9 protein-coding genes and 3 pseudogenes are annotated in these 20,699 nt (G+C 57.4%); 1 reads left to right on the top strand and 11 read right to left on the bottom strand.

Annotation, left to right across the window (positions count from 1 at the left end):
• Positions 1-34: 34 nt before the first annotated feature.
• The 11 genes and pseudogenes from C4J85_RS13225 to C4J85_RS13170 all read right to left on the bottom strand — a co-directional run bounded on the left by C4J85_RS13225 (position 35) and on the right by C4J85_RS13170 (position 17,987).
• Positions 35-2,929 carry an AAA family ATPase gene (locus C4J85_RS13225; protein WP_164487861.1) on the bottom strand — a complete coding sequence of 965 codons (2,895 nt, stop codon included), beginning with the start codon at positions 2,927-2,929 and terminating at the stop codon, positions 35-37.
• Between the two features lie 598 nt (positions 2,930-3,527).
• Positions 3,528-5,360, bottom strand: a complete 1,833-nt coding sequence (locus C4J85_RS13220; protein WP_124409831.1) for an ABC-three component system protein — start codon at positions 5,358-5,360, stop codon at positions 3,528-3,530.
• Between the two features lie 106 nt (positions 5,361-5,466).
• Positions 5,467-6,270 (bottom strand): restriction endonuclease, encoded by an 804-nt coding sequence (locus tag C4J85_RS13215; RefSeq protein ID WP_124409830.1) that lies wholly within the window; start codon positions 6,268-6,270, stop codon positions 5,467-5,469.
• Positions 6,271-6,562: 292 nt separating this feature from the next.
• Positions 6,563-7,147: a hypothetical protein gene (locus C4J85_RS13210; protein WP_124409829.1), complete on the bottom strand. Its 585-nt coding sequence runs from the start codon at positions 7,145-7,147 to the stop codon at positions 6,563-6,565.
• 59 nt (positions 7,148-7,206) lie between these two features.
• Positions 7,207-7,980 carry a toll/interleukin-1 receptor domain-containing protein gene (locus C4J85_RS13205; RefSeq protein ID WP_124409828.1) on the bottom strand — a complete coding sequence of 258 codons (774 nt, stop codon included), beginning with the start codon at positions 7,978-7,980 and terminating at the stop codon, positions 7,207-7,209.
• 682 nt (positions 7,981-8,662) lie between these two features.
• A complete protein-coding gene (locus C4J85_RS13195) occupies positions 8,663-9,154 on the bottom strand; it encodes a hypothetical protein (RefSeq protein WP_124409827.1) in 492 nt (163 codons plus the stop codon).
• A 1,913-nt stretch (positions 9,155-11,067) separates the two neighbouring features.
• Positions 11,068-11,406, bottom strand: a pseudogene (locus C4J85_RS27995) (ATP-binding protein); the annotation flags it as partial.
• Positions 11,407-11,924: 518 nt separating this feature from the next.
• Positions 11,925-12,213, bottom strand: a pseudogene (locus C4J85_RS27990) (response regulator transcription factor); the annotation flags it as partial.
• Positions 12,214-12,459: 246 nt separating this feature from the next.
• Positions 12,460-13,509 (bottom strand): annotated as a pseudogene (locus tag C4J85_RS27985) (sensor histidine kinase); the annotation flags it as partial.
• A 1,294-nt stretch (positions 13,510-14,803) separates the two neighbouring features.
• Positions 14,804-15,901, bottom strand: coding sequence for an ABC transporter substrate-binding protein (locus C4J85_RS13175; RefSeq protein WP_124409824.1), 1,098 nt, complete (start codon positions 15,899-15,901; stop codon positions 14,804-14,806).
• A gap of 277 nt (positions 15,902-16,178) precedes the next feature.
• Complete coding sequence (locus tag C4J85_RS13170; RefSeq protein WP_124411184.1) at positions 16,179-17,987, bottom strand: ABC transporter ATP-binding protein; 1,809 nt, start codon at positions 17,985-17,987, stop codon at positions 16,179-16,181.
• Positions 17,988-18,255: 268 nt separating this feature from the next.
• Between C4J85_RS13170 and C4J85_RS13165 the strand changes: the two genes are divergently transcribed.
• Entirely contained in the window at positions 18,256-20,676 is a 2,421-nt protein-coding gene (locus tag C4J85_RS13165) for a TonB-dependent siderophore receptor (protein WP_124409823.1), read from the top strand.
• The last annotated feature ends 23 nt before the right edge of the window (positions 20,677-20,699 follow it).

Genomic DNA, 20,699 nt, shown 5'->3' with positions numbered 1-20,699 from the left:
GGCTGCTTCGAGACCTGCACTAGCACTTTCACGCCTAACTAGCCGCAACAGTCATTCCCTCCAACGGATAAACGGCACTCAGCCGGATCCCGCTTCGACCATTACCGTCTAATTCCAATATTCGAAGAGGCGGCTGCCGCCCACTTGGTGTCTCTACCAAACCTACACCAGCAAACTTTTCTATGAGGTGTCGAGCCAATGCGCGACTAGAGGTCGTAATGACGAGGTTAAGCGTATTACTGCTTTCTAAGACAGTCGCTCGCAAAATGTCGAGAAGACCGACACGATTCAAGTCGTCCAAATGGACGATCGGCTCATCAAGAAAGAATGTCCCGCCGAGGCTGCGTGCCCGCGCCAAGAATAATGCGAGGGCAAGATCTTGTCGCTGGCCTTGGCTAAAATCTTTGCCCGGATCGAGCTGCTGGTCCCCTGCGTCGGCGAGCCAGTGCAAAAAGTCAGTATCCGCACCGAGGTTGATCCGGTCAAAAACACGATTAGCATGCATCCGCGCGAAGAGCGGGTTTACCACTCGGCTCAGGTCTTGAACCTTTTGACGGCTAATCGTGGTGTAGGCCTCATAGAACACTGCACGCGCGCGGTTCGCGGCGTCCAACCTACCCGTCATCACCCTTGATTCATCGATTAAAAGTTGGGTCGCCTGCTGAAGCTCCAACAGACGAGAGCGACGAGATTCGGCTGCCCATGCTGCCCGAGCCGCCGCAATGTGTCCTTCAATTACAGTAAGGCGAACGTTTTCTTTTGTGAGTTCAGACATCAATGTATCGAGTTCGGCGTTCGACCATTCAATATCTGGCGAAGCCTCTTGCCATGCCGATTGCAAAGAGGCGAGCTCCGCTGACTTTTGCTCTAAGCCCAGACGGCAATCCTTCAAATTTTGCTGCGCCGCGGCATACTTTGCGCGTAGATCGTCACGATTACTGATCGCAGCCTCGATAGACTTCGCAAGCTCAGCAAGCTCGAGCTGTACCACAAGATTTCTTGCCTCGAAGACGGTATCCAAATGTTGGTGCAAGTCTGCGACTTGCACCCCCGAAGCGGGCATGCGAAATTCAGAATCGAAAACTATAGGTAAAATCCCATCGCGGGCTGACAGCAGCCCGGAAATAGCGTCGGCTACATCCAGATGCGCAGCGAGAGACTTGAACTCCTCTGCCGTGGCACCTTGGCTGACACCGAGCCTCTCCAGCTCGCGACGCTGAACAGCATTGGCCAATTGCAGATCCGATTGCTCTTTTTCCAGTCCGTGTAGATAGTTTTGCTTTTGCAAAGCAGCATTGAGCTGGGAGTGTGCAAGCGTGGCCGCATCATCGGCTGCGGCCACTCCAGACCTGGCGACTACAACTAACTCAGGGGCGGCGGAAAGCGTCGCATTTATTGCTGATCTTAGATTTTCAGCGTCGTTCCAGTCATGAGAGCAAAGAGGGCATGTTCCAATGTCCACACCATGGTCATGACCTAAAAGCTCCCTAGCAGCAGCTTGTAAGCGAGCCACAGGGCTCGCCACGGCATCTAGCAGCTTGGTGGCAGCTATGGCGTGTGAAACGGTCTCAGCGGCTTTTTCCTGCAAATGCTCCAGCTCCTCACGTGAGGGGGCATCGGAGCGAGCGGCACTAACCTCAAGGTCCAGTTCCGCTAAGCGCTTGGCCTCATAGGTGGATCCTGCGATAGATAACTCGAGCCCTTTCAATTCATGACGACGTTGTTGTCGTGCAATCGCCGGCCATTGGTATTCAGAGTATTTATGCGAAAGCTCTATGACGCTTAGAGAAAGATCATCGGCAAAACCGCCATCCAGAAGTGTGGCGACTACCATTGCACTCAGATGAGTCAGTTCATCCTTAGCCTTCGCGAGTTCTTGCGCCAGCAGATAGGTGGTTTCACGCCGAGAATTAAAATCAGTGAGCTCAGTTGCAGCTTGCCGTCCATCCTTTTCAATCTGGGCTACGGACTGCGCCAACGCGGCCTCAAGATTGATCCCTTCAGTGACAGCCATTTCTAAGCTGCTACGAATGCTCCACTTCGCCTCGACACGCTTAGCTGCGTGTGAGCGTGCATCGAATAAGTGTTTGTAACGACTGTGCAACGCGGTGAGAGAGGCTAATTGATCGTCGAGGTTAGGCTGCTCTACGAACCACTGAGTATCCTCGGCCGCAAAGAGATTCGCGGCAGTATCCGCCTCAAGACGCGCCGAGCTCGAGTGCGAAGTTCCGGCCGCCTCATCAGGGCCAAGAGCGAGCTCCAGATCAGTAACTTCCGCTGATCTCGACTCAGTCATTTTTGTAAGATTTCGCAGGCGTCTACCGATCTCAACAATGTACTTTTCACACTGCCGCTCGGCATCAAGCAGATGCCGAATTCCGAGCAAATCCGCGAAGACTTGAGTTCGTCGCTCGATAGTTTCTTCGTCGGTATCGACCAAGGCCGCCAGCGCTTCAGAACTCAAAAAGCGCGTTCCTTTAAGCCACCGCTGCCGTAAATTTATAGCCGTTATGGCATGTGCTTCGTCTGCCGCAGCGACCGGAGCCAAGAGGGCCAGAAGTTCGTTGGGACGAAGGGTAATTGCTGCCCCTTCATCGGCACCATATGCTGCAGAAGACTGCGATCCATCAACATCTCTTCGGACAAATTGTTGCGCTCCATCAATATAGAGGCTCGCAGCGGCGGAGGTAGTGGCGTCATTTGGGCTGGAAAACTTCGGACTCAGAACTAGAGCGTCGAATCCATTACCTTCCTTCAACCTTTCTACTTGGCCTGTAAGCAGCCATTCTGCAGCCTCGCACATTGTTGTCTTGCCGGTGCCATTTGGAGCGTATACCACGGTCAATGGTGAGCTGAAATCAAAGCTGACAGAGTCGTTGAGCCCACGAAAATGAGACACATTGAGAGTGTTTAGTCTAATTCCGCGCATTCGGCGGCCCCTCATGACGTAAAATTGTCCCATTAACGCCAAGCGTTGAAAGCTCGGCCCACAGTGCTTGAGCTTCAGAATCCAGCTCTGGCCATTGGAGCTCATTACCCGAGGGGGCAACTGAATCTGGCAGTCCCAAGACCGTTATGTCGGCTACTCGTTGCCATAGGCCCGGTTCATAATTGTAATCTTCAGGTGATGAAGGCCAAATCATGTGCTTCCGGCACACCCGCGCCGACAACTCCAGTCGGCGAATCTCCTCTCGGGCATCTGCCTCAGGGACCTCGGGGAGGGCGAGCACTAGATAGCCATCTATTGGGGTTCCAGGAGACAGCCTTTCGTTCCGGACGAGAACTTCATCAAACCAGGCTTGACCTTGCGCCGCTGCTCGCTCGATGGAAGTATGGTCACTTCCACTGCAGGGCCATAGTAGGACAAGCGCGTAAGACGAAGACCAAAGCGTTGTTCCCTCAGGCGCGGAAATCATTATTCCCGGTGAGGGAAGCTCTGGAGCGTGGTCGAGACCTACTTTGAGGCACAGCTCATTAACCTGCTCGCGGGCGGAGTTCCAAAACGCAAAGTCTTCATTCATGCATCTTTACTCCCTAAAAAAAGAGGCGATCTGACCGAGCAATTCAGCGACCCGCTCGTCATCTTCTGATGCCACGTATTCTGTGTAGACCGCTGCGGCTTTCGACAATCCGAGACCGGCTACTCTGCGCATGCCTCTGAGTCCCCTTATGTCCCCTATCACGGGTGCAAGTGACCCGCCGGCACGAAGATCAGCATTGCCCCTTGGAGTGGTGCTGATGTCATCGCGCCTCTCTGGTGCGATCTCTCCGCTGTCCAGGTCGCCATAGCGAGTTGCTCCTAGAACGATTAAAGGTGGATGTGGACCACCTCTATCCCGCCATTCTCCGAGAGAACGTTTTAGCGCTCTAGGTGACTCATTATGAGAACGCCATATTAGTAAATGCCGGTTTTGAGCGCGGACGATGAGTTGACCAGCGGCACCAGGAGAGTCTTGCCAATCTATTCCATCAATCGATTTCAGCGTTGCTAGCGCGTGAAGTCCGGCTCGAAGAGCGCTGATCACTTCAGGATCATAAACTGCGTCAGGATCGACCGGTTTGAGGGAGCTTGTGCCCTCCAAAATGGTGTTGAGCATGGAGCTCGAGCCGGCTGAATGGATAGTGCGCAAATGCTCGCCGATTTCGGCTATGCCTGCATCTAGCCGAGGAGCGGCATTCATGTCAGGCGGATATCTACGTAAAAAGCGCTCAATCTCATAGGTGACCTTGTTAGGAGCAGCCGGCACAGGGAGCATCAGCCCTGTGTTCTGAATAGGGCAAACCATATTCCCTCTCCAAATCAGCAAGCTGTTAACAGGGTTGTATGGCGGCCAATACACAATACCTGCAGTTACTGATGGGTGTGTCGCTCGTACCACCGCTCCCACAATGCCCTGAGAACTCAGTGCCCGCGTCGCAGTGAGACTTTTCTGACCGTGAGGCATCTCAGTAAATGATGCAAAAACACCGCTGAGACTTCTCCATTTATCGTTCGCCTCATCTGCTACGGGTCTGTCATGAGACACGTTGCATAGGGCGACTATTCCCCGTCGACCCGCAAGAACGTGGTTCAAAAGGGAGTCAATAGCGATTCCCCAATTCTGGTTGTATCCCGTCTGGAGCAAGGAACCTACGATAAGTGCTGGACGGTCATTATTCAGGCTCTCGAGTTTGCGGTGGATACGTGCTTGGGGTGAACTCCCATTCTGGCCTGCAGTCATCAGTAAATCAGCACAGATAAGAGGAAATAGGTCCAAGTCGTTGAAACGCAAATGCAAAAGTGTGTCGTGGGACTGGACATCGTCTAACTCGATTGCCTCATAACTTTGCTGAAGAACATTTTTAAGATAAGTGATGCAGTGCGTCTGACCATTTGGCTCATGAATCCAACACCAACCGCCATTCACACGCATAGCTGGGCTGATGCCATTACGAGCCTGCTCCCAGGCGAGGTGCCTAACCGTCCCGTCTTCGGATGGCGCCCCATACCATTCGAGTACGGATCCACCCGACGAGACGCCATATCCGCTGACCAAAACGAGTGGTCGATCGACACCTCTGACAAGAGCGTCAACAGCGTTCCAGTCCACTGAGCCCAATGCCCACTCCGGCGCAACAATGAGCACAGGGTCACCACCTGGCGCTATTGCGGACAGGGCGGGGCTCGTCCCATCTGGCCCAGCCTCAAGCAGATTGCGCAGAACATTCAGCGCAGTCGTCCGACTTAGATCTTCTAAGGCCTCATCAATGGATGCAGGCAGCTGCAGCAGGCATAGATTGAGTCCACCTCTGGGGCGAAGCGCACAATTAACTTGAACGCTCGTATAGTTTTCTTGAAACTCAAAATTCAGGTCGGGCACGATAGTGCAGCCATTAGCCTAGGGCATCGAAGAGGGACGGTAGAGCAGCAATTTTGGCAAGTCAATACGCCATCATCTGCAGAAAAATTACCGTCGAGTGAATGGTTCACTTCGGGTACAGATCGCGAACGCGAATGAAGGGGGAACCGGTCTCTGCCGCGCGGCGGACTTTGATCTTGAGGAGTTCGGATAGCGAAATCTCCCGATCTAACATTTCGTACAGATCTAATCCATCCATGCAAATCACCCGCCTGCCTCGACCGAAGGCGGCAAGACCATCCTCTGTGAACCCGCTATTGCTTACAAATAGTCCTCGAGTCCAAGCAGCCTTCTGCTCGATCTTCCCATGAAACGTATGCAAGTCGGCGACACCAATGGGTTGGCCGTGCCATTTCGCTTCGAGCAGGTAAACCTCGTTGTCCAGCTCAAAACTACCGTCTATTTGCTCACCTCTAAGTCGAAATGGTTCTCGGGCTGCCAGCTGAAATGCATCGAAGAGGTTTTTGAGAAATGCCTCGAAAGCATAGCCACGAGCGTGAGGCAGGAGCGTAGCGACTTCTAAAAGGATTTTTTTGAACGTGGCGAATTTACACGCTTCAATTACCGGCTCGTCCGGTTTCGCTGCCGTCGATGCTGCCTGCGGTTGACCAGACAGCCGACTTAACAATGCGTTATACCTCTGCTCTGCGTTGGCGATTGGGTCTGGAGATGCAGCTCGAATGAGATGCTCGCTCCGATACTCCCAAAGGGCAGCGAGTAGCCGAACGGCATCAGAGTCATTGCAGCTCTGTAGAAAGCACTTTAAACGCTTACCCTTTGAACGACCATTCACCGCAAATTTAGGATCGTCGATGTCAACATTCAGCTCCGCCGCGAAAAAAGCCGCAAAACTGACATCCGAAAAATCCAAAACATAACCAGCACCACGGACAAAATCGACGAGGTCGTCTACGAAACGTAAGTCGAGCGATCTAATTGAGCTAATGTTGGACTCCTTCCTACGGCTGACATTTCTACAAAGCCCAATCTTCCTTCAACACTTCAAGACAACGCAAGATGAATCGCCCCGGATTTTCTAGACGCCTTACAAGCTCATCTGGGTAGCGTTCAGAGTAGGACTTAAACGCACTCGAATTAGGGATCGCGAATGTGAAAGGTAATGTCGCAGTACCCCTCACGTCGTGATAGATCCCGTACCGTCTCTAAATGACGTCACCTCCGACTGGCCCAGAGCGCCTTTCGAATGCATCACCAAGCAAATCTGCGAGCAAGCTGTTGAACCATTTTTCAGCTCTCGTCACAGTCTCAATCTCTTCAAATGAGAGCATAAACTCCTGAGTCAGCTTGGGATGTGTAACCCGGTTCCGGATTGCGATACCCTCTTGAAAGCTTTCATAAAAATGGTGCCCGAAAGCACTGGCAACATAACTTTCCCGACCTAGGCATCGCCCTAGGATGTGTATCGTCAGACGGAATCCCGGAAGAAACTGGAGGAAGCTTTCTTTGTTTTTAATGTTTCCTTTGCTGTCCAATACATAAGTCTGCTCACTGAGCAAATCACGCTCCTGAGTGGAGATCTGATATCTTCCTGCCGCCGCCTGCGCCAGAATATATTGCCTGGTTGCATATCCCACTCCTTCGAACATAGCAAACACAGTCCGAACATAGGAGCGATCCGCGAAACCACTGCGCAAGGGAGAGATCTGCTCGCGACTGATCCCCGCATCAGATTGCAAACCAAGATATAGAGCACAGAGCTCTGCTTTAGCGACATCGAGTTGTTGCATTTATGTGGCGCCTCTCATGATTGATCGAGATTGAAGAATAACTCCTAAGTTACAGCGGATTATTCATAACTGGCCAATAGATCGTCATACGCTTCGATCATGCAGTGTGCCTCTTGCCACTTGTTGTGCATTGAAAGCAGCGCCTCTAGGACATGAGCTCCGGTCCGCATAGCTTTCCCAATCCCCCAAAGCAGGTAATCCAAAGTTACAACTGTATTACCAACCTCAAATGCATAGGTATTATTGATTGGCGCGTGATTCGGAAATTTTTCATTCGCGCGCTCAACAGCTTCAGCTAGCTGGGGGGTCTTATGCATAAGCGAGAAGTGTTGATGAGCTTTATTCTGTTTAGAAAGATCTGCCAACGCATCTTTCATGACAGCCAGTTCGCTCCTTAGAGCGTCCATCTCAGCGTCTGCGGGTCTTTCTACAGGAGTTGCGGGACCAAGGGCGCGAAGTAGGAGCTCAAACATTGGTTTGTAAGACGTGAGGTCTGTGAAGTCGGCGTAAAATTTCCCTTCCAGGAAACCTGGCAAGGATACCTTTTGTACCAACAGAGGAAGCACGACAACTCTGCGCTCTTTAATTTCTCGGTTGGAAGCGATTTCCAATTCCTTTTGCACCCAAACGCTCCCAATAGAATGCTCACTTAGCACAGCCGCGACAAAATCTACCTCATCTAGACCTTCGCGAATTTTCCCGATTAGCGAGTCACCAATATTTATTTCTGCTTCATCGATCCAAACAGAATGACCAGCTTGGCGAAGATCACTCGCAAGACGTCTCGTAAAAGGCTTGTCCACATGGTTATGACTCAGGAAAACTTTGCTCATTATCTAGCTTCCATTAAATTATACTCCGAACTATCTCACCCAGCCGCGCAGAATCACTCTCGCAGAGCTTTTTGACTATTTCCAAGCTCTTAATATCTTAGCTCATGTGTCGTAAGTCGATGCCGCGCCGCTTGAACTTCACCGCAAGCGTCCGACACCCGACTGCGCACTCGCTCCCTCGTTTCCAATCAGTAGCTAGGGCTGCGGCTTGAAACCCCGGATGACCCACGTCATAAGTTGCAAAAGGGCCTTTCGGACCGATGGTTTGCAGCGACGTTTCCTACACGATCTCAGGTCTGCTTTTTACAACGGTTCTGACGATTTGCTAGGCTTAAAATGATCGCGTAAAGCCCCCAAAAAACTCTGGTCTAACGATAAAACGTCGGTATAAAGCCTCAGCAGAATTAAACCAGCGGTTTCAGGGGTGTCGCTATCAGAAATTTCGTAGCTGCATTGATGCTGGATTCCGGTGCTCGGTTTGCCGATGTGTCTTCCTTCACAGATAGTCGGGTTTGGGCACTTCCTTAGCCACTCGACGAGGCTACCTTTGAATTTTCTTTCGAAAACGAACCAGTGCTTTTCTTTTTCCTGCTTGAATTACTCATGGGCTATGGCTCTTACTTAATGGCGGGATGATGGGACAGCGGCTCGCTTCCGTCACCCGCAGACTGTTCTCTGGCCTTTAACGGCCAACCAGCGACGCATCAACCGTCAATACGCCATGTTCAGTTTCAATCTCAAGGGTGGTTTTGTAACTATCGTCTTCGTCGTTAGGGTCGCCGACCACTGAGACGCGGTTTCCTGCACGAACTATTGCTGCTCGGGACTGCCCCTGCTTTCGCCCCGCGTGATCGAACAGAACGACACAACTTGCTTCAACGATTTTCCCTATCAGCTCGCGGGATTTTTCATCTGTTGCAGACAGGAACGCTTCCCCGGTCAGATCACGGTCGTCATCGGGATTCGAGGGCGAGTGTTTTGTAAACTCCTTCAGCAGCTTCTTGAGTTCAGGAGTTCGGCTTTTTTCCCAGGGTTCGATCACGATCATTTCTCCATAATTGGTGTGGCGCTGGATGCAGGCCGTTTTGCTTTCAGAAGCCCGTTCGCTGTGGGACAGGTCCAGCCGAATACGCAGTCGATTCAGATTTACTCGCTCTAGCATCGACAACAGCATGGGTGGTAATTCGACCAACTTCTAATGAGGCTCCTTCAGCCATGACACTCAAACGTGCAAAAGAGTCGTCGATATCACTATGCCAGCGCAAGCTCAAATGCACGCCGGACTGCCTGCATATCCACGGTTAAGTATGGCTCGCTGCAATCCAAGCAGGTGTGCCCTAGGATGGTCTATACGTTCTGGACGTCGCCAGTGGCGGCCAAAACTTTTGCAGCAAGCTAGCGCCTGCAGCTATGCGAGGAGCGCTGCTTGATACTCGCTTGCCAATACGACGTGCTGATAGTTTGCTGAAGTGAATCACAGGTTCGGTAAACCTCCCGCCCCCCCCGCTATCTAACTGGCGATGTTTGAATGCCAGTTCAATGGCTTGCCCTTTGTGTGTCATGACCAGCCTTGGGCCTGGCTGGATCCTCGATACACTCATCTATGCCTGAAAGTCCCCAGCTGTGCCGAGAGCGCAAATCAAAACACGCATCGAGCATGAGTCAGATACACGTTTCGCGGCCGACAGCCTTTGGTGATGCCTGCGCGCAAGTACACTTTGGGCTTGATGGTACCGCTGGGATATCGTACGTCGCCTATCTCCAGCAAGGCCAACTCGATAACAGGAATGCCGGTGGTATGCGTGAGCCACAACAACATCACAGCACGCTCCGGCCTGCGGCCCCTGACAGAGGCTACGCGGTTCCGGTGTTTGAATTATCCAGGACGAAGGGATGCAGCACGGCGAGGATTCATAGGCGTGGGCTCTCTGTCATGATTAGACACGAATATGGATCGATCCAAAGAGAGTTGGCAGCAGGCATCCAGCAAAGCCTACCACCAGTGATCACGGAAAATTCAGTTGAAAGGACAATGGTGGTGTTAACGGAAGGTGGCTTCAGGTGTGTAATCGTCGACTGCGGAAGCTCACTGTCCAACCGCTAGCAACTTGAGGTTGGACGACCGCTCCTGGGCTGGTTGCTGCCACCCACTCCAAGCCGGTTCGTGGACTGAACTCACGCGTGCCTCAGGACATCCGCTCTCCCCGTTGCTACACTTTCGACTCCTTCATTGGTGTCGGAACAATACCCAGTGAATATCACTAGCCGATGTCATTGATCGCCCTATACCAAAACCAGCTCGCCTTAGAGGCCTCCGTAATGGAGTCGACCTTGAGGGCTGAATGCCAGGGCGCGACAGGCACCGGCGACAATTTCCGCGGTGCGCTGCAAATGAACCTCACCCCCCACGCTGCCAGCCGACTCGACGGCCAATTGAAGCACGAGGTTCTAGGCCCGGCTGGACTATCGAGATCCACGACCACAAACACGACGCTCAACTTTGCCCCGCACTTTCAACGCCGAATGCGTGTCTAGGCGCCTGGCATTACGCTCCGACTGCCGATGGACACGCGGATCGATCCCTCTGGCGACCAGCGCCATTGCAACATCGCGAAGAGCATGAGCATCTCGCGATGCCAATTACAGGACAGGTGCTGAAAGACAGCCCGGACAACTCCGGTTAAGGATATCGACTCATCGAACGACCAATTTGCCAGATTCGGGTTGGTCACCCAAGGATACGGGGGCGTAGTGAATACCAGCCACGGCCACCCAGGTCCGCGTCAGAAATCGCCATTCGCGATCGCTCGCACATCCGATATGAATGGGGGCAAAACTGGGGGCATAATTCGATTTTTTCAGGCTGTAACTACCATTCTAGAGCCTAGTCAAAATGTTCTTTGGGGACCCCGATAGCCTGTAATGGAATTCCACTAAAGTCCAAAAAACCTTTATTAACATAAGGTTCCGGCGAAATTTAATTCATTCACGTCCGCCCAGTTCCACTGGACTCCAGCGCCCATGGGGGCAAAATTTTCCTTCTCTGGGCAGGCTGGCACAGCGTGTAATCCATTTTTCCACTGTTCATCACTGACTCAGCGAAGCATCAATGGGGATATCCAGGGTAAACGTGGCGCCTTGTCCGGCGCCGTCGCTGTGTACAGTCAAGCGGCCACCCATTTCCTGCGCAGCCAGTGCACAGCTGTGCAGGCCGAAGCCGTGGCCCTCTTTGCGCGTGGTGAAGCCATGCGAAAAGATCCGCGCCAGGTGTTCTGGCGTAATCCCGCTGCCGTTGTCGGTCACCGAAATACGCAGCCCTGATGAGTCAACGAGGGCGGCATTGAGCGTGACGCATGGGCTGCGATCGGCCACGCCTTCCACCGCGTGCTTGGCATTGCTGATCAGGTTCACCAGAATCAGCAGCACACGGTGACGGTCCAGCGCGAGCAGAGGCACATCGGCAATTTCCTTGACCACCGTCACCCCCTGGCGCTCCAGCGAGCCGGCGCTCATGCGCAAGGCATCATCGATTAACGCGGTGACCGACACTGTCTCCACGACACTGACAGCAACGGCATAGGACTGCTGGGCAGCGACAATGGTTTTGATGTGGTCAATGCCCTTGGTGAGTTGCCCGAGCTCTTCGACAATGCCTTTTTGCTCTGCCGTCACCACCTGCGCCAGCTTGAGCAGGTAGTCGGGCAGCATCTTGCCTTTGGGGTCCTGGGTAAGAAAATCGCTCAGGTCGTTGACGTGTTCGTTCATCAATTGAGCGACCTTGCCCAGGCCATGGACTTTGGATGCGCGCAACTGGTTGCTGACCAGGTCTGCCGAGACGTTCACGCTGTTGAGGACGTTGCCGACGTTGTGCAGCACAGCCGTGGCGATTTCGGCCATGCCCGCCTGGCGGGATTTGGCATGCAGTTCGCTTTGTACCTGGCTCATGCGCAGCGCCGCGCGAACGCGAGCCTTGAGCTCCAGCGGCGAGAAGGGTTTGGCGATGTAGTCATCGGCGCCACTTTCCAGCCCTGAAACGCAGGCGTCACCGCCGCCGCGGGCGGTCACCAGGATCACGGGCAAATGGGCAAAACCGGTGCTGGCCTTGATTCTGGCGGTCAGGCCGAAGCCGTCGAGCAGCGGCATCATCACATCCGAAACGACGACATCGATCGGTCGACGCTGCAGGAGCGCCCAGGCCTGCTCTCCATCCGTTGCGGTGGCGACACTGTAGTCGTCGTGCAAAAGCTCGGTGAGATAGCTGAGCATTTCCGGGCTGTCGTCTACCACCAGCACTCTGGACCGCGAGGCATGTTCCGGGGGCTGCTCCTCGCCTGCGTCTGGCGTTGGAGCGCCCTGGTGGCCGTCGTCAAAACGCAGGTGGCGCTGCTCGGTTGAGCTTGTTGTGCTCAGTGACGGCTGCTCGTACAGAGTGCCGCCTTCGGTCGCTACCCTGTCTTGCTCAGCCCCCAGCGGAAGTCGAACAAAGAAACACGAGCCCCGTCCGGGCTCGCTGTTGACGCCGACTTCGCCGCCCATCAGTTCGACCAGATCCTTGACCAGGGCCAGGCCGATGCCTGTGCCGCTGTAGTGGCGCGTAGCGGAATTATCGATCTGGGAAAAGCGCTGGAACAGCAGCGGCAGTTTGTCCGGCGCGATGCCAATCCCCGAGTCGTGAACCGCCAGTTCAAATCGCTCGCCATCGATCGGCGTCACTGCCAGGTGCACCGTGCCGCCAGCGGGCGTGAACTTGATGGCATTGCTCAGCAGGTTGAGCAGGATCTTCTCGAAGTGTCGGGGGTCCAGGAACACGGTGCCGAGCGCGGGGTCGATGCTGCAGGTCAAGGTGCAACCCTTGCCCTCGGCCACCATGGCTGCATCCTCGGCCAGCACCCCCACCGCTTTGTTCAAATCAACCGACGTTGGACACAACTCAAACTTGCCCGCTTCAGCCTTGGAGAAATCGAGGATATCGTTCACCCGGTTCATCAGGCGCAGCGCATTGCGTTGGGCGCGCTCGATCTGCACGCGCCAATCGACGGGCGGATTGGCCGCCGCCGAGAGCTGCTCCAGGGGCGCGAGAATGAGGGTCAGGGGGGTGCGCAGTTCGTGGCTGACCGTGGCCACGAAATCGCTCTTCGCCTGATTGGCCGTCTCGGCCTGGTTGCGCGCCTGGATAAGTTCGACGGCTTGCGCTTCCAGCACTTCGGTCTGTTGGTGCAGCGTATCGGTCCGTTCGGCGACCATTCTCTCCAAAGAGGCCTGGACTTGCTGTCGTTCGGTTTCGGCCTCGGCCTCCAGCACCCGGATGCGCAGGGCATTCTCCTGGAACACCCGAACGGCGCGGGTCATGATGCCAATCTCATCGCCGCGTCCGACGCTGGCGATCTCGGCATGCAGGTCGCCGGCCGCAAGCCGACGCATGACCGAGGCCAGAGCCACGATGGGCTGCGCGACAAATCGCGACGTGCTCCAGGCAATGGCGCCGGCCAGCAGGATGGCGACGGTAACCGCAATGATCGTCGCAAGCATGCCGCGATCATTGTGGACCAGGGCGTCGGAGCGCGCTTGACCCGCGAAGCGCGCAACCAACAGGCCGGCGCTGCGGGCCTCGTTGCGAACCTGGTCGCGCGCGTCGCTCAAGGCGTTGCTCGCCTGATGGAACCTGGCGAATGCCGCCCGGTAGCCGGCAATCTGCTCGTTGACAGTCAGCGGCGTGGCAGTGCCTTGCAGCCCCACGGAGGAAGGAAGCACCCGAGAGAGACGGAGTAGCTCGTCCAGGAGGGTGCCGACGGCGTCGGCGATCTCGGCCGACGGTGACAGACGAAACGACAGGGTCTGCGCTTCCAGGGTCGCCACACGCTCGGCGAAACGCTTGGATAACGCCGCTGCATTGTGCAGTAAACCGGTGGCAGCCTGAATGTCGCTGGCGTCATGGGCAACGTCCCTTTCCACATCACTCAACATCGCCTCGAGGCGCCCGGCCACATCCCCCACGGCGGAGAGATGCCGCAAAACTTCCTCTGCGCGCAGCCTGGGTGCCTCGCCAAGACGCTCTATCGCCACACTGGCAGCCGCGAGCGCCGCGGCCAACTGGTCGAGGACCTCGCTCTCCTGCGGCGTCCCCATCACCTCGCGCAACTGTTCGACCACGGGCCGGAGTGCCGCGCAGGCATTACGCACCGCAGTGGCGGCGGCCCCGTCACCGGTCACCAGCATCCTGGCCACGTTGGCGGTGATGAGCCGTTCGCCGTTGCGCAGGACATCGAGGATGCGGTGGGCACTTTCGATGTTGCTCACCCGCGCCTGGTGCTCAACGGCGCGAGCGTCGACCGCCTTCAACCCAGCGGCGATACCCTGTTCGACGAGAGTCGTCGCCTCTCGCATCCGGCCGTAATGGGCGGTCATGTTCTCCGTTTCGCCATCCATGGTCAGGCTCGCCGCGCGCAAGGCGGCGATCGCGGCGGCGAGCCGCTCCAGACTGCCCTTGAGCGATTCCGCCTCGGCCACCGGAATGGCGGTGAGGCCAGCGATAGCCGTCGCCACCCTGCCCTCGGCCTGGGACAAGCTTTCCTGATCGCGGGTGGCAATGAAGTTTTCCACCCGCCCGGTGGCCGCGTTGACCGACGCCAGAATTTCTGCGGAATGACTGGCCGAGTCCACCGCGCGTACCATGCCTCGCAGGCCGTAGAGGTTCACCAGAGACACCGTCAACATCAGGAACACCAGGGCGGCGACCGCCAAGCCAATTTTGACGGCAATGGGCCGATCACTGACGGGTTTGAATATCAGCATGGCGCCCCGCAGCCGCGCTCCCCGCCCGCCACTACTTCGCAACTTCCGGCAAAGGCGCCGGCGGTGCCGTATGGTTGGCGGCCGCGTCGATCATCGCCGCAACGGAAGCCTGGCTGTAGAGCGGATTGGCGGCGCCGCCCACCGGCATGCTGGCGAGCCAGGCGTCGAGGTCTTTCGCATCGATACGCACCAGCGGTACTTCGACGAACTTCGGCACCTGCTTACCCGCCAGCACCTGCTGGGCCACCCAGAACCCCACCTGGGAGACACTTGGAGAAGCGGAAACGGAGACGGTCTCGTAGCCGTTGGCATCGCGCTCCTGTTGCCACAAGGTGAGTTCGTCCTGACGATTCCCCATCACGATGATCGGCAAAGGACGCCCCGCCGCCTTGAACGCCATGGCCGCGCCATAACCGTCGCCTCCCTGAGTAGCAACGGCATCAATGCCGGGTAGCGATGGCAACGCCAGCGCCACCTCCTTGCGTGCGACAGACTCCGTCCAGTTGCCGTACACGGTCTTGGCGAACCTCAGGCCCGGATAGTCACTGGCGGCCTTGCGAATGCCGTCGCTGATATTTTTATCGGTGGCATCGCCGGCAATGCCGCGGATTTCCAGCAGTGTCCCTTTGCCCTTGAGGCGCTCGGCAATGTAATCCACTTCCACGCGGCCCATGGCGGACCAGTTGTAGTCCACCGTATAGACACAGGGTTCGGTGACCAGGCTGGCCATGACCACCACCACGATGCCGGCGTTGCAGGCATCGCGGATCACCCCGTTGAGGGCCGTGTCGGACGCGGCCAGGATGACGATGGCGTTGACGCCATTGACGATCATCTCCTGAATATGGGCCGCTTGTTCCGAGGCCGAATTATTGGCGCTGACCACCGGAGCCTCACCGATCAAACCCTCTTTTTGCGCCTGAAGCGCAATCTCCTGCCAGTTGCGCAACATCACCTTGCGAAAATCACTGCCCGCATAGGAGTTGCTGAAGGCAATGCCATAGCTTGCGGTAGGGCCGCCGGCGATACCTCCGTCGGCGGCCTGGACCGGGTTGGCGGCAATCATCATTAGCCCACCCAGGCAGCCGGCGAAGCGCCACATGATTGTGTGGATCGGCTGAGTCTTCATGCCGTCCTCCATCGCGCCCGGGATTGACCCACAGTCATCCCTCTGCACCTGCCGACAGCGTGTCGATGAAGCCATTTCAGCGGGTTGGACTGCTCGTTCGGCCAGTGCAGCAATAGAACCGGGTATGAAGAACCAGACATGTACAGACTCCTTTCCTTGGCGGACGACAACTGAAGCCAGTACATGGCCTGAGGTGGGAATGAGCATAGTCTCAACAGACCTGCTGCGCGCGAAATCGAGCTGACTGCCCCCATGGACTGGACGAGCGCTCGGAGACCTAGCGATAACCCCGCGCCTGAACATCGAACAACTCGGCATAGCGCCCACCCGCCGCCATCAGTTGGTGATGGCTGCCCTCCTCCAGGATTCGCCCGCCGTCCAGCACGATGATGTGGTCGGCATTGCGCACGCTGGAGAATCGATGGGAAATCAACAACGTCATGCGGCCCTTGGCGTGTTCGCGAAAGTGCTCGAACACCGCCGCCTCGGCGCCGGCGTCCAGCGCAGCCGTGGGCTCGTCAAGAATCAGCAGATCCGCCTCCTGGCGCATATACGCGCGTGACAAGGCGACTTTCTGCCATTGCCCACCCGACAACTCCTGGCCGCCAAGCCAGCGCCCTAACTGTGTGCCGTAGGTTTTGCTCAGGCGCTCGATGAATTCGGCGGCCACCCCCTGGGTTGCGGCAGTGCGCCAGCGCGCCTCGTCGTTCAGCGCATCGACGTCACCCACTCCAAGGTTCTCGCCCACGGTCATCTGGTAGCGGATGTAATCCTGGAAAATCACCCCAGTGCGCTGGCGCAGTGTCTGTTCATCCCAGTCTTGCAAGTCGCTGCCATCCAGCAGAATGCGCCCCTCGTGCGGGGTGTAAAGGCGCGTGAGCAGTTTGATCAGGCTGGTTTTGCCCGAGCCATTCTCGCCTACCAGGGCCAGACTTTGCCCCGGCGCCAGGTGCAGGTTGATGCCAGTCAATGCCGGCCGCTCAGCGCCCGGATAACTGAACCCCACGTGCTCGCAGCGCAGACCGTCGCCGGGACGTGCGCCCTGGGTAAGCCGGCCACTTGGCACGACCACAGGGGTTAGCAGGTACTCATAAAGGTCCGACAGAAACAGACTGTCGTCATACAGGCCGGCAATCGCGCTGAGGCTGGCGGTGATCGCGCTTTGCCCCTGCTTGAACAGCACGATGTACATGGTCATCTGTCCCAGGCTGGTCTGGCCGCGCACGGTGTCCAGCACCACCCAGGCGTAAGCCACATAAAACGCCGCGGTGCCCAGCAGGCCCAGGGCAAAGCCCCAGGCATCCCGGCGCACCGTCAACCGGCGGTCCTCGGTGTACAAGCGCCGGGCGTTGTCGCGATAGCGATTGAGGAACAGCGGCGCCAGGCCGAACAGCTTGACCTCTTTGGCATGGGTCTCGTGGGACAGCAGCGATTCCAGGTAATTCTGCTGACGGGTCTCGGGCGCGCGCCGGTGGAACAGGCGAAACGCATTGCCCGAAAAATGCGTCTCGGCGAAGAACACCGGTAAGGCACCGACCACCAGAATCACCAGCGCCCACGGCGAAAAGTGCACTAACAGCACGGCAAAGCTGATCAGCGAGATCAGGTTCTGCACCAGCCCCAGGCCCTTGGTGACCAGGCTCAGCGGCCGTGTCGACGCGCCCTGGCGCACGCGCACCAGCTTGTCGTGGAACTCGGCGTCTTCAAATTGCAGGAGTGAGAGGGTCTGGGCTTTCTCCAGAATCATCAGGTTGACCTTCACCCCCAACTGCACCCGCAGCAACGATTGCTGCATTGACAACGCGCGCTGGGCGGCGGCCAACAGCGCCAACACGCCCGCCTCGGCCAGCACGTACTGCATCACTGGCCACACGGGCGCCTGGCTGCCGGCTGCGTGAATCTGCATCGCGTGCACCACGCCATCGACAATACGCTGGCCGATCCAGGCCGCCAGAGCAGGCAACAGACCGGCAACGATGGTTGCCAGCAGCAGGCCTATGAATAAGGGCCGCGACGTCCCCCACACCAGCTTCAGTGCCCTGCGCGCCTGGATGGAAAACGCGCTCAATCGATTGAACAGCACCATGAATGGCATGGACTCCGTGTGGGGGCTGGGGTGAGACGGGTGGATTATGACAGGCGATGACGTTGCGCACATCCAACGGTGAGGCGACACACCGCATCAGCCAGATAATAAAAATAGATGATCTTATGAAGTTGAAAGATAACATTATCTAATAATTAGCTTATTCCAAAAAAGACTTTCCCCGCAGTTTTTTATAGAGATATCTTCACCTCACAGACCGACCCCATGCCCGGCGGAGGACGTACTCCTGACATGGATCTCTCTCGATATGCCAGATATTTCTCTCCCCGTCCCGCTGAAAAAATTCCACCTGTCGCTGTTGACCAGCTCGCTGCTGCTGGCGGCGGTGCCCGCCTGCGCCGAGGACGCCAAGCTCGGCACGGTAACTGTGATTTCCACCGGTTTGCGCGGCCAGGAGCGCACCGTCGCCGACAGCCCGGCACCTATTGATGTGATCAACAGCGAGCAGTTGCTCAAGACCGGCCGCGCCGAGTTGTCCGAGGCGATTGCCAAGCTGCTGCCCTCCTTCAACTTCGGCACCAATATCGCTGGCTACAACTCGGTGACCCGCCCGCTGAGCAACCGCAGCCTCGGCCCGGCCTACACCCTGGTGCTGGTCAACGGCAAACGGCGCCACAACGGCGCCACCGGCCAGCGCGGCTCGATCGACAACAGCGGCGCGAATGCCGTGGACATCGACCTGATCCCGGTCAGCTCGGTCGACCATATCGAAGTACTCAAGGACAGCGCCGCGGCCCAGTACGGCTCGGATGCGGTGGCCGGGGTGATCAACATCATCCTCAAGTCCGCCAACAACGGCGGGCACCTGGAGACCAGCTATGGCCAGTTGTATTCCGGCCAGGGCGAAACCATCAAGGTCGCCGGCGACCAGGGTTTCAAACTCGGCGATGGCGGCTTCTTCCACCTCTCGGCCGATGCGCGCAAACGCGGCGAAGCCTCCTGGAACGACAAGGCCGACAGCAGCGTACGTGCCTTCAACGATCCGGCCAAGGAAGCGGCATGGGATCGGGTGGCAATCAAGAACGGCGACCCCGACCTCAAGGCCTTCAACCTGGCCTACAACGCCGAGCTGGCGCTGGAAGACCTGACCCTTTATTCGTTCTCCACCTACGGCGAGCGGGACGCCGAAGCGGCCAACTATTTGCGCCTGCCCACCGGCCGCGCGGCGGTGCCCGAGGTGTTCCCCGACGGCTATTTCCCGCTGAACAACATCAAGGACCGCGACTACCAGTTGCTGTTTGGCGGCAAGGGCCAAGTGGCCGAGTGGAACTGGGACCTGAGCACCACCTACGGGCGCAACAATGTGCACCACTCCAGCGACCTGAATATCAACCCGTCGCTGGGCACCGCCTCGCCGACCCAATTCGACAACCTGGCGACCTTCCGCTTCGAGCAATGGGTCAACAACCTCGACTTCACCCGCCGTTACGACAGCCTGTTCAACCTCACGTCGCCGGTGCAGGTGTCGGCCGGCCTGGAACATCGCTGGGAGCATTTCAGCACCTTCGCCGGCGACCCCGAGGCCTACATCACCGGCACCTACCCGGCGGCATCGGGCGCGCAGGCGGCAGTGACCATTCGCCCCGAAGATGAGGTCAGCCTGATCCGCAACAACTACGCCGGCTACCTGGACCTGGGCTTTGACCTCACCGAGCGCTGGTTCCTTGATGTGGCCGGGCGGGTCGAACATTACGACGATGACTCGGGCAACACCTTCGGTTTCAAGGTGAACTCGCGCTACGAGCTGACCGACAGCGTGGCGGTGCGCGGCACCGTCGGCACTGGTTTCCGTGCGCCGTCGCTGACCCAGATCGGCTACACCGTGGCGGACAACCGCGTGGCCACCGACGTCAACGGCAACGTGGTTCCGGCAGTCACCCGCCTGACCCCGTCGGGCAGCAACCTGGCCAAGGCGCTGGGTGGCGATGACCTGAAACCGGAGAAGTCGCGCAACCTCGGCCTGGGCCTCACCTGGCAACCCGCGCCGCGCACCAGCATCACCGCCGACGCCTACCTGATCGACATCGACGACCGCATTGCCCTGACCAGCAATATCTATGACCAGGGCAATGGCGCAGTCAACGCGATCCTCGCCGCCCAGGGCGTGCCCACCGGCACCTGGGTCAACTATTACACCAACGCCTTCGACACCCGCACCCGTGGCCTGGATGTGGTGGCCGACCACACCACGCCGCTGGATGCCTGGGGCGACGTGCGCTGGAGCCTGGGCTTTAACTGGAACAAGACCACCATCGAAGGCGCCCGCGACACCCCGGCCGCACTGACCGGTTCCGGCGTGACCCTGGTGGGCCGCGACCGCGAGGGTGACCTCACGCAGGCGTCGCCCAAGACCAAGTGGATCCTCGGCGCGAACTGGAAGGCCCGGGACCTCGCGGTCAACCTGCAAACCGCCCGCTACGGCGCGGTCAAGACCCTGGCGGTCAACCCCACCGGGGATCGCAGCTTCGGCGCCAAATGGATCACCGACCTCGACGTCAGCTACACCTTCGTCGACAGCATCACCGTCAGCATCGGCGGCACCAACATCTTCGACGTGCGCCCCGACCGGCACGCCGTCTACAGCAACCTGGGCCTGGCGCCTTACGGCAACCCGCCGTTCTATCCGGGCGGCGGCTACTGGTACACAAAGCTGGCCTACGACTTCTGATTCACATCGCCAAAACGAGGGCA

The sequence above is a fragment of the Pseudomonas sp. R4-34-07 genome (assembly GCF_003852375.1).
Taxonomy (GTDB): domain Bacteria; phylum Pseudomonadota; class Gammaproteobacteria; order Pseudomonadales; family Pseudomonadaceae; genus Aquipseudomonas.
The sequence above is the reverse complement of the archived record's forward strand: the minus strand, read 5'-3'. Positions and strand labels throughout refer to the sequence as shown.